The 12,197-nt window shown below is 62.0% G+C and carries 13 protein-coding genes; 4 read left to right on the top strand and 9 right to left on the bottom strand.

Annotated elements, in window-relative coordinates:
- Nucleotides 1-186: 186 nt before the first annotated feature.
- On the bottom strand, nt 187-1,278 hold the full coding sequence (locus AC3EA7_RS15870) for an alanine dehydrogenase (RefSeq protein ID WP_488615046.1): 1,092 nt from the start codon (nt 1,276-1,278) through the stop codon (nt 187-189).
- 129 nt (nt 1,279-1,407) lie between these two features.
- On the opposite strand from AC3EA7_RS15870, the gene AC3EA7_RS15865 reads away from it, so the two are divergent.
- Entirely contained in the window at nt 1,408-1,695 is a 288-nt protein-coding gene (locus AC3EA7_RS15865) for an oxidative damage protection protein (RefSeq protein WP_488615045.1), read from the top strand.
- 9 nt (nt 1,696-1,704) lie between these two features.
- On the top strand, nt 1,705-2,964 hold the full coding sequence (locus AC3EA7_RS15860) for a glycosyltransferase (protein ID WP_488615044.1): 1,260 nt from the start codon (nt 1,705-1,707) through the stop codon (nt 2,962-2,964).
- Nucleotides 2,965-2,981: 17 nt separating this feature from the next.
- Here AC3EA7_RS15860 and AC3EA7_RS15855 read toward each other — a convergent pair whose 3' ends face one another.
- From AC3EA7_RS15855 to AC3EA7_RS15820, 8 genes are all read right to left on the bottom strand, one after another.
- On the bottom strand, nt 2,982-3,533 hold the full coding sequence (locus AC3EA7_RS15855; protein ID WP_488615043.1) for an LOG family protein: 552 nt from the start codon (nt 3,531-3,533) through the stop codon (nt 2,982-2,984).
- Between the two features lie 69 nt (nt 3,534-3,602).
- Nucleotides 3,603-4,325 carry an LrgB family protein gene (locus AC3EA7_RS15850; RefSeq protein WP_488615042.1) on the bottom strand — a complete coding sequence of 241 codons (723 nt, stop codon included), beginning with the start codon at nt 4,323-4,325 and terminating at the stop codon, nt 3,603-3,605.
- Entirely contained in the window at nt 4,306-4,668 is a 363-nt protein-coding gene (locus AC3EA7_RS15845; RefSeq protein WP_488615041.1) for a CidA/LrgA family protein, read from the bottom strand. Before AC3EA7_RS15845 ends, AC3EA7_RS15850 begins: the two co-directional genes overlap by 20 nt.
- Before the next feature lie 153 nt (nt 4,669-4,821).
- Nucleotides 4,822-5,472 (bottom strand): HAD family hydrolase, encoded by a 651-nt coding sequence (locus tag AC3EA7_RS15840; protein WP_488615040.1) that lies wholly within the window; start codon nt 5,470-5,472, stop codon nt 4,822-4,824.
- Nucleotides 5,473-5,505: 33 nt separating this feature from the next.
- Entirely contained in the window at nt 5,506-6,420 is a 915-nt protein-coding gene (gene rbsK / locus AC3EA7_RS15835) for a ribokinase (RefSeq protein WP_488615039.1), read from the bottom strand.
- Nucleotides 6,421-6,434: 14 nt separating this feature from the next.
- Entirely contained in the window at nt 6,435-7,268 is an 834-nt protein-coding gene (locus AC3EA7_RS15830; RefSeq protein WP_488615038.1) for an ABC transporter permease, read from the bottom strand.
- Between the two features lie 79 nt (nt 7,269-7,347).
- Entirely contained in the window at nt 7,348-8,013 is a 666-nt protein-coding gene (locus AC3EA7_RS15825; protein WP_488615037.1) for a response regulator transcription factor, read from the bottom strand.
- Nucleotides 8,010-9,029: a sensor histidine kinase gene (locus tag AC3EA7_RS15820; protein ID WP_488615036.1), complete on the bottom strand. Its 1,020-nt coding sequence runs from the start codon at nt 9,027-9,029 to the stop codon at nt 8,010-8,012. The genes AC3EA7_RS15825 and AC3EA7_RS15820 overlap by 4 nt, the downstream gene beginning before the upstream one ends.
- Nucleotides 9,030-9,631: 602 nt before the next feature.
- Here AC3EA7_RS15820 and AC3EA7_RS15815 point away from each other — a divergent pair.
- Entirely contained in the window at nt 9,632-11,062 is a 1,431-nt protein-coding gene (locus AC3EA7_RS15815) for a circularly permuted type 2 ATP-grasp protein (RefSeq protein ID WP_488615035.1), read from the top strand.
- On the top strand, nt 11,055-12,014 hold the full coding sequence (locus tag AC3EA7_RS15810; protein WP_488615034.1) for an alpha-E domain-containing protein: 960 nt from the start codon (nt 11,055-11,057) through the stop codon (nt 12,012-12,014). The genes AC3EA7_RS15815 and AC3EA7_RS15810 overlap by 8 nt, the downstream gene beginning before the upstream one ends.
- Nucleotides 12,015-12,197 lie beyond the last annotated feature (183 nt).

Raw genomic sequence — 12,197 nt, 5'->3', positions numbered from 1 at the left:
GCATGCCGGTGTGACCATCAGATGTTCTGGTGCATCGACGCATACCGCTGCACATGTCATCGGAGCGTGTGGATCACGGATGCATCTGCACCCGCACCAGACTGGATCGCTTGAGCAGCTACAGGTCTCAGGCGAGGGACGCAAAAAGGCGCGCCAAAGGAAGCGCCTGGATCGCCCATCTGACGCCTACGAGCGATCAAGCGCCTGTTCGACGTGCGATGCATATGGTTGACCGTGATACAGACCTATCCCACGAGCAATGGCGCGATCCTGCTCCGCCGCCCGTTCGAGACCCTGCGCGGCGATGCGCAGGACAAAGGGAAGGAGCGCGTTATTCAATGCATGGGCCGCAGTGCGCGCCACGGCGCTTGGAATGTTTGGCACTGCATAGTGCAGAACCCCCGATGTCAGGTACGTCGGGTTACTGTGCGTCGTTGGGCGGCTCGTCTCGATACATCCGCCTTCGTCAATAGCAACATCGATGATGACGCTCCGTGGCTTCATGGTTGCGACCATGGCGGCGCTCACCAGTTTGGGCGCGCGGCCATGCGGAACTTTGACCGCTCCGATGACCACGTCGGCAAAGGGGAGCACGTGCGCCAGGGCGCTCTCGGTTGCCAGTCGGGTCGTGACATGCCCCCGACAGATCTGTTCCACGGCGCGCAACCGATCCATATCCTGGTCGAGCACCGTCGTCTGAACTCCCCAGGAACTGAAGCCATACGCCGCATTACCACCGACTCGCCCTGCTCCCAGGATCACGACTTCTGCCGATGGAACGCCGGGAATAGGCATCAGCAAGGTGCCGCGCCCGCCGCTCGGCGTCTCCAACAGATGCGCGGCCAGTTGCGGCATCAAACGACCACCGATCTCGCTCATGGGCAACAGCACCGGCGCGATGCCGTCGTTGCGCCGGATCGCTTCGTAACTGAGCGTCGATGCGCCTGCCGCCGCCAGTGCATCAATGACACGACGCGGCGTGACCGCAAGGTGCAAAAAACCGGCCACGATCTGACCAGGACGCACCATCGGCAACGCATTCTCCGGCACCCCATCGACAGTCAGCAAGAGATCGCCGCGCGCGTAGATCTCTTCAGGCCCATAGGCGATGCTGGCGCCTACCGCGCTATAGGACGCATCGGTAAACCCGGCGCCGGCGCCGGCGCCGCTTTCGACAAAAACCGTGTGCCCGGCGATCACCAGCGAATGTACGCCGGCTGGCGTCAGGGCGACCCGGTGCTCGTCGGGCGCGTGGGCTCGCGGAATGGCAATATCCATATGTGCTTTCCTCTGCAACCTTTGTTCGCCCGGCTCTCACCGCCGCGCGATGAGCATACCATGTGGTAGTATACTATCAGAGGGAAAGGTGAGTTACATAGCGTAACAATTTGCCAACTGGAGATCGTCATGAGCGCACCGCGAATGGTCAAATGTGTCAAACTTGGTCGTGAATTGCCTGGTTTGCCCCGGCCTCCCTACCCTGGCGAACTGGGGAAGCGCATTTACGAGAATGTATCGCAACAGGCGTGGAATATGTGGATGGATCAGGCGTTGTTGATTATTAACCACTATGGGCTGAGCATGGTCGATCCCCGTGCTGCCGACGTGATGATGCAACAGGCGGAACTCTTCTTCTTTGGCGAGGGAGACGCAAAACCGGAAGGCTGGACGCCAGAAGGCGCCTCAGAGGGATAAGCGCGCGGGATGCGCCCAACCATCACGATTCTGGCGAGCGGGACGCTGGGGGATGTGCGTCCGCTGGCGGCGCTTGGCAGAGGATTGCGCGACGCTGGCTACGATGTGGCAGTTGCGACCCATGCACGGTTCGCGCCTCTGATCCGTTCACAAAGGCTGGCGTGGCGCTGTATCGAAGGCAATCCCAGTGATCTTCTTCTTCATGATGACGCTGCGCTGACCCTCGATAGCGGATTGGTGCGCGGCGCTGTCGCCACACTCCGCTACCTTCGCGTGGCGCAGGCGGTCTATGCCCGTTTGCTCGACACAGCAGCGGCTGCATGCCACGGCAGCGCTGTGTTGATTGTGTCACTGGCAAGTTGCTGGGGGCAGCTCATCGCCCATGTGCTCGGAGTGCTATGCATCTGGGCGCCGTTGCAACCGATCACGCCAACGACCCGCTTTTCATCGCCGCTGCTGCCGGTGACGCTGCGCCTGGGCGCGCGCGCCCGCCGTCTGAGTTATACGGCAGTCGAACTGTCTGCATGGCTGCCATGGCGAACCGTGTTGCAGCGCTGGCGGGCGCGCGCGCCCGGTCCACGCCAGACGCCGCTCGACCCCTTCGCGCTGGCGCGCCAGGAGCGGGCGCCCTTCGTCTACGGCTTCAGCCCGCACGTCGTTCCGCCACCCGACGACTGGCCGCCCCATCATACCGTGACCGGCTACTGGTTCCTCGACGATCCGGCTGAGCGCCTGGCGCCAGAGATCGAAGCGTTCCTTGCAGCCGGCGATCCGCCGATTGCCATCGGTTTTGGCAGCATGGGCGGGCGACGACCGCACGACGACGCGGCGCTGGCGCTGGAAGCGCTGCGCCTGGCGCAGCGCCGCGGCATTCTGTTCGGTTCTGCGGCAGCGGCGCGCCTGGCTGCCGGTTGCCGCAACGTTCTCACCGTGCCGCATGCGCCCCATCGCCTGCTCTTCCCGCGTGTCGCCGCCGCCGTTCATCACGGCGGCGCAGGGACAACCGCCGCCAGCCTGCGCGCCGGCATCCCGACGATCACGGTTCCGGTCGGGATCGACCAGCCCTTCTGGGGCGCGCGCGTCGCCGCGATTGGCGCAGGACCGCCGCCATTGCTGCGCCGCCGCGTAACGCCGGATCGCCTGGCGCATGCCATTGCGACAGCGGCGGACGACCTCATCAGGGTGCGCGCCGCGACGATAGGGCGGTTGATTGGCGCCGAAGACGGCATCACGCGCGCAGTGGAGGTCATCTCGCGGGTGGTGGGGTGAGGGTGACATCTTGCGCATTACTGCGAGCCAGGAGTGATCCGCTCCAGATAGGTGAGCGCTTTTTCAGGCTCGGTTTTTGCGGTGTAGAGGCGGCGGTAGCGTTCGTGGGCAAAGTTTTGGGTAAAGATATACTCGAACTGGGTCAGGAGTGGATCGAAATAACCGCCGATGTTGACGATCACGATCGGCTTATTGTGATAGCCGAGCATGCGGAGCGTCATGATCTCCAGCAATTCTTCGAGCGTGCCGAAGCCGCCTGGCAGCGCAACGAACGCATCGGCGCGATCATCCATGATCTGCTTGCGTTCGCGCAGGGTTCCGGTGACGATCAGTTCGTCCGCTTCCCGGTACCCGATCTCGCGTTCCAGCAGCGTTTGCGGAATGACGCCAATCACCCGACCGCCGGCGCCATGCACCGCTCGCGCAACCGCTCCCATCAACCCGATGCTGCCCCCGCCATACACCAGCGTCCATCCGCGCCGCGCCATCCCTTCGCCGAAAGTATAAGCCGCTTCCAGGTAGAGTGCCGGTACGTGATCGCTTGAGGCGCAGTAGACGCATACGTGCATTGCAATGTCTCCTTCCTGTGATGCAATGAAAACGCATGATACCACGAGAAGGTGCAGAGCGCTGCTGTGCTACAACTCGAGCAACCGCGCCAGTATCGGCGCCAGCAGCGCCGTCAGCGCGCCGTTCAACCCCATCGCCAGCCCGGCAAACGCGCCGGCTTCTGCGTGCATTTGCAACGCGCGCGCCGTGCCGATTCCATGAGATGCAACCCCGATGGCCAGGCCACGCGCCGCCTGATCGTTCATCCGCAGGCGATCAAAGAGATCGCGCGCGATGACGGCGCCGATAATCCCGGTCACAATCACCAGCACCGCCGTCAACGACGGCAATCCGCCGATCTGCTCGGCGATGCCCATTGCAATCGGGGTTGTGACCGATTTGGGCGCGAGGGAGCGCAGGGTGACATCCGATACGCCCATGAGACGACCAATAATGACTACTGACAGAATGGACGTGAGTGAACCGATCAGGAGTGCGCCGGAGAGCGGCAACAGCATGCGCTGCAATCGACCGGCGTAGCGCCAGAGCGGCAATGCCAGCGCGACTGTGGTGGGTCCCAGCAGGAAATGCACGAACTGAGCGCCATTGAAGTACCGCTGATACGGTGTGCCGGTCACGGTCAGAAACGCAACCACCACCACCACCGCGATCAGAACCGGATTCGCCAGGGGGTGCTGCCCGACTCGCTGGTATGCCGCATCTGCCACGTAGTAGACCAGCAGCGTGGCGGTCAGCCAGAGGAGCGGCGTCTGCGCCAGATAGACCCAGATGTCAGTCACGTTTGGTTGCATGCCCGAACGCCTTTCGTCTGCTGCTCAAGCGAAGGAAGAGCATCAATGCCCCGGCGGTGATGATCATAGTGATTATGGTGCTGACGAGCAGAGTAACGATGATCGCCAGCCACTCGGTGCGCATCAGTTGGACGTGGTTCATGATGCCGACGCCCGCCGGGACGAAGAACAGGGGCAAGAAGCGCAACAGTCCCTGCCCGACCTGATCGAGCCAGTCGGGCGCACCGCGCCACAGCAAGACGCCGAAGAGCAGCGCCATGCCCAGCACCGGTCCGGGTGTCGGCAGGTTGAGCGCGCGCGCAGTCACCTCCCCAATTAACTGGCAGGTAAGAAGAACGGTCATTCCTCGCAACATTGAGCATACTCCTGAAATGAGGGAAAGAAACGATAGTCTGTTCCACGCATGGCTTACCTGTTGGACTCTCGCCCGTGCTGGCGCTCATCTGCGAGCAGGTTCCACAGTGCGCCGCCGGGTCACAACCGTTGGCGCAGGCGCTCACCCGCCAGCAGATCGAGAAGGGTTTCTGCCGGAAGGTCTGCCAGTGAACGGAGACGCAACTCGTGAGGCGGGAGAGGGAGCGTGTCGAGGAGCGCCACCGGCACAGCAACGCATGCCCGCTGCGGCTGCGGCGCGCATGCCATTGGGCGAATCTTCGAGCACGACGCACGACTCTGGCGCTGCATCGAGACAGGCGGCGGCGCTCAGAAACAGATCGGGGGCGGGTTTGACGCACAACCCGTCGCTGCGGGTGCGCACACATGCAAAGAAGGGGCGCAGCGCATGCTGTTCAAGCCAGCCCTCGACCCACTCGCGCGACGCGCTCGATGCCACTGCCAGGCGAATGCCACGCGCATGCGCTGCGGTTATCAACCCACGCACGCCGGGTTGAAGCGGTTGCTGCTCGCACAACGCCAGGTAGCGCTCATGGTGTTCACGATGGAGCGCCTCGCGGTCGAGCGGCGCGCCGGTCAGCGCCTCGAGTTCGCCATAGGGGTCATAGCCGCCGGTGGTTCCCAACCCGTGCATCCAGCGCTCAGGACGCAGATCCGCGCCAAAACGACGATACTGTTCGCTCAATACCAGAAAATCCGGCGTCTCGGCGTCGAGAATCAATCCATCGAAATCGAAAATCAAAGCCTGCAGCATGACACCCTTCTTTTCGCATCGCCTTACAATCCCCTAACCTCTAACCCCTAACCACGCCAGCAGTTCTTGACGATCCGGCATCGACGGCTGTGCGCCGGGTTTTGTGACGGACAGCGCGCCGGCTGCCAGGCCCCACCGGATTGCTTCCTCGAAGGGACGCCCCTCGCTTAGCGCAACCGCCAGCCCGCCGTTGAAGGCGTCACCCGCAGCGACCGTATCGACCGGTATGACGGTGAAGGCTTGCCAGAGGCGTGCGCCGGTTGCATCAGCCACGAGAGCGCCGCGCGCCCCAAGTTTGAGAATAACTGTTCGCGCGCCGCGCGCCAGTAATGCACGCGCTGCCGCCGCCGCACTCTGCTCATCGTGTACGGGTATGCCGGTCAGGATTGCCGCCTCGCTCTCGTTCGGGGTCAGCATATCCGCCAGCGCATACAGTTCATCGGGCAGCGGCAACGCCGGCGCCGGATCGAGAAGAACCGTCACGCCGCGTGCACGCGCAGCGCGCGCTGCCGCCACAACCGGCGCAAGCGGCGTTTCGAGTTGCAACAGCAGCACGCGCGCCCCATCGAGCGCCCGTTCGAGCCGTGGAATATCTTCGCTGCTGACCGCGCCATTAGCGCCTGGGACGATCACGATCGTATTTTCCGCCGTGTCGTCAACGGCAATCAGCGCCACTCCCGATGGACCCGGGGTTGTCAGAACGCCATCGTCTTGCACACCGGCGGAACGCAGACTCATGCGCAATTGGTCGCCAAACAGGTCATCGCCGACGCGCCCGATCATACGGGTTGGCGCGCCGAGCCGCGCACACGCAACCGCCTGGTTGGCGCCTTTGCCTCCCGGTGCAGTGAAGAACGTATGACCGGTGAGCGTCTCGCCAGGCGCCGGCAGGCGTGGCGTGCGCACCACCAGGTCCATATTGATGCTGCCAAAGACAACGATGCTCACCGGTGACTGTCACCTTACAGATCCCGCTTCCCGAACGAACGCATCGCCAGCAGCAGCGCGATGGCGGCGTATGCCATGGCATAGATGACCATGGCTTCGCTGGGCACAGAGGAGGTCGAGAATGGACCGGGGAGGCTGTTGGCGAGCGGCGGTTGCATCAGGTAGGCGACACGCCGCCACAACGCTTCGACCGGCAGCAGCAGACTCGTGAGAATGCCGATCCGCACCGCATCGCTCGATTGCAGCAGCGCGCCGATTTGCTCAACCCACGAGCCGATGAACGCCAGCCCGTAGAGCATGAAGACCGCCACGCCATTCGTTAGCGTCGAGAGACGGGTTCCGCCGAGCAGCGAGAGCGAGAGGAGGGTCAAGGCTTCGAGCGCCAGCAATGGCAGCCCAACGGCGACATTGGGGGGCCAGTACCCGACGATCAGCCACATTGCAGCCACAACACCAAAGCTCAACAGCCCCAGGTACGCCGTCAGCATCAGGGCGAAACCGAGCCACTTGCCGAGCAGCACCTGCCAGCGGCGGATCGGGCGCGTCACCAACGCCTGAATGGTATGCGACGAAATTTCGCCGGCAACCGTATCGACCGAGGCGAAAATCGCCAGCATGACCGTCAGAAAGTGAACGACGTACAACCCGGCGATCAGCAGGAAACTGTATGCCTGACTCTGGATCGCCAGCGGCGCGCTCTGTTGTACTTCACGTGCGATCAGCCAGACTCCGATGCCGAACAGCGCCACGAACAGCGCGCCAATGACTATCGCTGCCAGCGCCATGCGCCGCCGCCGCGCTTCGTGAAAGGTCAACCAGGTGATTGTTGCGATTGCATTCATAGGCATGCCGTCTGCTCCTGGTGGTTGGCGTCGGCTGAGCCTGTCGAAGCCAACGCCGGTCGAAGCTGGCGCCGACTGCGGCGCATCAACGCTCAGCGTTCAAGATCGAACGTTCCCCGCCCTCGCGGTAATAGACCTGCGCCGCTTCGGTGCGGTTCGTCACGCCGAGTTTCTGAAAGATATTCTGCAAGTGATATTTTACGGTGCTTTCCTGCACCACCAGGCGTTCGGCGATCTGCGCGTTCGGCATGCCTTCCGCCAGCAATCGCAGCACGTCGCGTTCGCGTTGCGTCAACCGCGCCAGCAGGCTGTGTCCCTGCGCCTGCGTCGCATCAGCCGCCTGCCGCACCACCCGCGGAAAGACGATCTGCCCATGCGCCACATTGCGGATTGTTGCAACCGTCTGACGCGGCGGATCGGTCTTCAGGGCAAACCCGTCCGCCTGCATCTCCCATGCCGACTGCAACGCCCCGCCGTCGCCGAACGCCGTCAGAATGACCACCTTGACCGGCATGCCGCGTCGCCGGATTTCGCGCAGGCACGACAGTCCATCGCGGGTTGGCATCGCCAGGTCCATCACCACGATGTCAGGTTGTTCGCGCTCGATCATCGCCAGCAGCGTCTCACCGTCCGTCGCCGTCGCCACAACAGTCATATCGCTTTCGCGTTCCAACAAACCGCGCAATCCCTCAAGCACCAGTTCGTGATCATCGGCGAGGACAACCCGAATGGGACGATTGAGATCGGTCATACCGCCTCCTTCGCCGGTACTCGCACAACAACGCGCGTTCCGTGTCCTGGACGGCTCAACACCTGAAGTTGCCCGCCGACCAGATGAACACGTTCGCGCATACCGCGCAGCCCGATATGTTCCTGGCGTTCCGTTGCGCCCGGTCCTTCGAGCGGCGGCGGTTCGAACCCTCGTCCTTCATCGATGACGATGAGTTCGATCCATCCTTCCTGCGCCCGTACAAGCACCTCGTGGCGATCCACTCCGGCGTGCCGGTAACTGTTCGATAGCGCCTCCTGCAACACGCGGTAAAGGGCGATTTTCACTGGCAGCTCCACCGGCGGCAGGTTCCCTTCGATATCCAGCAGCACCTGGTTGCCGGTCAGCGCCTCGTGCTGGATGGCGAGACCCTGGAGCACGGAGGGCAGCGGTCGCATCTCGAATTCAGCCAGCCGAAAGCCGCTCAACGTCGCGCGGATTTCCTGAAGCGCACTCTCCATCAATCCACTCATACGTTCGATGAGCGGTGCAATTTCCCGGCGCAATGGCGTGTCGCCATGCTCGTCCAGGCGCGCCTGAACCAGCGCCAGGTGGGATGAAACGGCGAACAACTTCTGTACTGGACCATCATGGATGTCGAGAATGATGCGCTGGAGTTCTTCTTCCGTCACTGCCAGCATCCGCCGTCCGGCTTGTAATTGCGGACCCCACGTGTGCTGATGGCGATCTTCGACCAGCAGCGCCGCCAGTTCCACCAGCGCCTGCGCCATGCTCAGTTCGGAGGGTTCGGGCAGCCGCGTCTCGGGGGCAAACGCCATACACAGGCGCCCGACTTCGATGGCGCCTTCGCTGATGGGAATCTCCAGAGTCTGGACCGCGCCGGTCAGATGGCCGGCATTGTCGCAACGTGCAACCACCTGCGCCGGAAGCCGCGGATCGATACGCAGGAGCAATTCAGCCCGGGCGGTCCCCAGGCGACGACTCAGTTCGCCCAGCAAGCGCTGATAAGCGTCCGCCAGTGCAAGCGTCGTGTCCATGTCACTCTGCTACGCCTTTCAGACCAGGTGTTTCGAGTGAGCGCGCCGCCGAAAAGCGGCGTGCTGCGTGTGGTATGTGTTCATGCACTGTTCCTATCAGTATAGCACGCTCCGTGAAAGATTGAACAACAGGCGACCAAGCCGCTTGACGAAGTATGTGTCAACTGCAAAAAGGCTTAACCACAAAGGACACGAAGCGCACGAAGGTTCATAAAAATGAAGCGCATGTCCTTTGTGTCCCTTTGTGACCTTCGTGGTTAGCTTTTTGCAGTGAAGTCAAGTATGTGTTCCCACTTCTCCTGGGAGCAAGGTCATCTTGCCCTCGAACACCGCAGGAAGCGGGAGGCCTGCGCTGCACACCGGGGCAGGCGGGACGCCTGCGCTCCCGGGTTGCCTGCGCGCCCAGGTTTGCGGAGTGACCCAACGCTGAATACGTACTTGACGAAGTATGCACAAAGGAGTATCATATGAGTTGCATATTTCCGAAACGTGCCTATCGGCAGCGACGCCCCGCACACACGATGTCAGGGCGTTATTTGTATTAATTGTACAAGCCGGGACGGTTCTCGGTTCTTAGTTCTCAGTTCTCAGTTCTCAGTCCTATGTTTGTCTCCTACGACGTTGACATCGCCTACGATGAGATGTTTGCGGCCCCTGGTCAACCGCGCGCGCAGTATCTGCCGTTATACGATCGGTTAGCCAGCCTGTCGGCGGAGGAGTTGCACCGTCGTCAGCGCGCCGCCGATGCAGCATTTCTGAATCAGGGCATTACCTTTGCGGTCTACGGTCATGGCGACGGAACCGAGAAAATCTTTCCCTACGATCTCATTCCACGGATCATCACAGCGGCGGAATGGTCGGTCATCGAGCGTGGTTTGACACAGCGGATTGTAGCGCTCAACATGTTCCTGCGCGATGTGTACCACGAAGGGCGCATCCTTTCCGATGGCGTCGTCCCGCGCGAGTTGGTCTACAGTTGCCGTCATTATCGCCGCGAGATGCGCGGCGTCCACGTGCCGCGCAATGTCTACATCGCCATCGTTGGCACCGATCTCGTGCGTGATGCCGACGGGCGATTTCTGGTGCTGGAAGACAACCTGCGCGTGCCGAGCGGTGTGTCGTACATGCTGGTGAATCGCCAGGTCATGAAACGTACCTTTCCAACGCTGTTCGACCGCTACAACGTTCGCCCGACCGATCACTACGGTCAGGCATTGCTGGAGACGCTGCGCGCGCTCGATCCGTTGCAGCGACCCGATCCGACCATTGTGCTGCTCACGCCCGGCGTCTACAATTCGGCATATTTCGAGCATACCTTTCTGGCGCGCCAGATGGGGGTGCAACTGGTGGAAGGGCGCGACCTGCTCGTCCACGATAATCAGGTCTATATGCGCACGACAGCGGGCCTGCAGCGCGTCGATGTCATCTATCGCCGGATCGATGACGATTTTGTCGATCCGCTTGCATTTCGCCCTGACTCGGCGCTGGGAGTGGCGGGTCTGTTCAACGCCTATCGGGCGGGGAATGTCGGGCTGGGCAACGCTATTGGCACCGGCGTCGCCGATGACAAGGCGATCTATGCGTTTGTGCCGCGCATTATTCGCTATTATCTGGGCGAAGATCCGATTCTGCCGAACGTCGATACGTATCTGGCATACAATGAAACCGATCGTCGGTATATTCTCGACAATCTGGACAAACTGGTTATTAAGGCGGTTGGTGAGTCCGGCGGCTACGGCATGCTGATCGGGCCGCACAGCACCGGTGAGCAGCGCGAGGAGTTTCGCCGGCGCATACTTGCTGATCCGCGCAACTATATCGCACAACCAACGGTCATGCTTTCTCGTGCAGCCTGTTTTGTCGATGGCAGAGTAGAACCGCGCCATGTCGATCTGCGCCCCTACATCCTGTATGGTGAAGGGGTCGTCATCGTCCCCGGCGGTCTGACGCGCGTGGCGCTCCGGCGCGGATCGCTGGTGGTCAACTCGTCACAGGGCGGCGGAAGCAAAGATACGTGGGTGCTCAATGACTAAAACGCCCATGCTCGGCCGCGTCGCCGACAGCCTCTTCTGGATGGCGCGGTATCTGGAGCGCGCCGAACATACAGCGCGCCTGATTGATGTTCACCTGCATAGCGCACTGGACCTGACGCCCGCCGCTGCCAATCGGCGCTGGCGCCGACTCCTCACGGCGTTACACAGCCCTCTGGCTTCTGAACACGTCTCGCCATATGCCATTACGCAGGCGCTTATTTTCGACACAACCAACAGCGACTCGGTCGCTGCATGTATCACCGCAGCGCGCGACAACGCACGCCAGGTGCGTGAACGCATCAGTTCCGAAATGTGGGAGCAGGTCAACCGGCTCTACCTCCACCTGCGCACCACCTCAATGGAAGAGATGTGGACGGGTGAACCGCACCTTTTCTTCCGTTCCGTCAAGGAGGGTGTGCACCTGTTTCAGGGCATTACCGACGCAACTCTGAGCCACGATGAAGGATGGTGGTTCATTCAGATCGGGCGCTATCTCGAACGCGCGATGGTGACGGCTGCGCTGATGGATGTGCATTTCTGCACGCTCGACTCACAGGATGCGACGACGCTCGACTACTTTGAGTGGGTGGCTTTGCTGAAGAGTTGCACCGCATTCGAGGCATACTGTAAAGTGTATACTGCCAGTGTGCATCCCGAAGATGTGGCGGAGTTCCTGCTGCTGAACGCTGAATTCCCGCGCTCCATCCGCTTTGCGGCTGACATGATCCAGGAAGCGGCGCAGGCGATCGGTCAATCCGGCGCGCGGCACGCCATGGCGCGTGTCGAACGTCTTGCCGGTCGTTTGCGCGCAGCGCTCGATTACGGGCAGGTGGATGAGATTATGATGGATATGCACACGTACCTGATGACGATTCGCCGGATGTGCGCGCAGGTGCACGATGCGCTCTACCAGGCGTGCATCAGCTACTCGGCTGATGAGGCGCTGAGGTGAGAGGTGAGAGGCGAGAGGGGCGAGGTGAGAGGGGCGAGGTGAGAGGGGCGAGGTGAGAGGGGCGAGGCGAGAGGGGCGAGGCGAGAGGGGCGAGGCGAGAGGGGCGAGGCGAGAGGGGCGAGGCGAGAGGGGCGAGGCGAGAGGGGCGAGGCGAGAGGGGCGAGGGGAGAGGGGCGAGGAGAG

The sequence above is a fragment of the Roseiflexus sp. genome (assembly GCF_057785375.1).
The sequence above is the reverse complement of the archived record's forward strand: the minus strand, read 5'-3'. Positions and strand labels throughout refer to the sequence as shown.

Bases quoted from the DNA above. Each gene is read 5' to 3' on its own strand.
- AC3EA7_RS15870 (WP_488615046.1), bottom strand. From the start codon at position 1,278: ATGGATATTGCCATTCCGCGAGCCCACGCGCCCGACGAGCACCGGGTC.
- AC3EA7_RS15865 (WP_488615045.1), top strand. From the start codon at position 1,408: ATGAGCGCACCGCGAATGGTCAAATGTGTCAAACTTGGTCGTGAATTG.
- AC3EA7_RS15860 (WP_488615044.1), top strand. From the start codon at position 1,705: ATGCGCCCAACCATCACGATTCTGGCGAGCGGGACGCTGGGGGATGTG.
- AC3EA7_RS15855 (WP_488615043.1), bottom strand. From the start codon at position 3,533: ATGCACGTATGCGTCTACTGCGCCTCAAGCGATCACGTACCGGCACTC.
- AC3EA7_RS15850 (WP_488615042.1), bottom strand. From the start codon at position 4,325: ATGCAACCAAACGTGACTGACATCTGGGTCTATCTGGCGCAGACGCCG.
- AC3EA7_RS15845 (WP_488615041.1), bottom strand. From the start codon at position 4,668: ATGACCGTTCTTCTTACCTGCCAGTTAATTGGGGAGGTGACTGCGCGC.
- AC3EA7_RS15840 (WP_488615040.1), bottom strand. From the start codon at position 5,472: ATGCTGCAGGCTTTGATTTTCGATTTCGATGGATTGATTCTCGACGCC.
- AC3EA7_RS15830 (WP_488615038.1), bottom strand. From the start codon at position 7,268: ATGCCTATGAATGCAATCGCAACAATCACCTGGTTGACCTTTCACGAA.
- AC3EA7_RS15825 (WP_488615037.1), bottom strand. From the start codon at position 8,013: ATGACCGATCTCAATCGTCCCATTCGGGTTGTCCTCGCCGATGATCAC.
- AC3EA7_RS15820 (WP_488615036.1), bottom strand. From the start codon at position 9,029: ATGGACACGACGCTTGCACTGGCGGACGCTTATCAGCGCTTGCTGGGC.
- AC3EA7_RS15815 (WP_488615035.1), top strand. From the start codon at position 9,632: ATGTTTGTCTCCTACGACGTTGACATCGCCTACGATGAGATGTTTGCG.
- AC3EA7_RS15810 (WP_488615034.1), top strand. From the start codon at position 11,055: ATGACTAAAACGCCCATGCTCGGCCGCGTCGCCGACAGCCTCTTCTGG.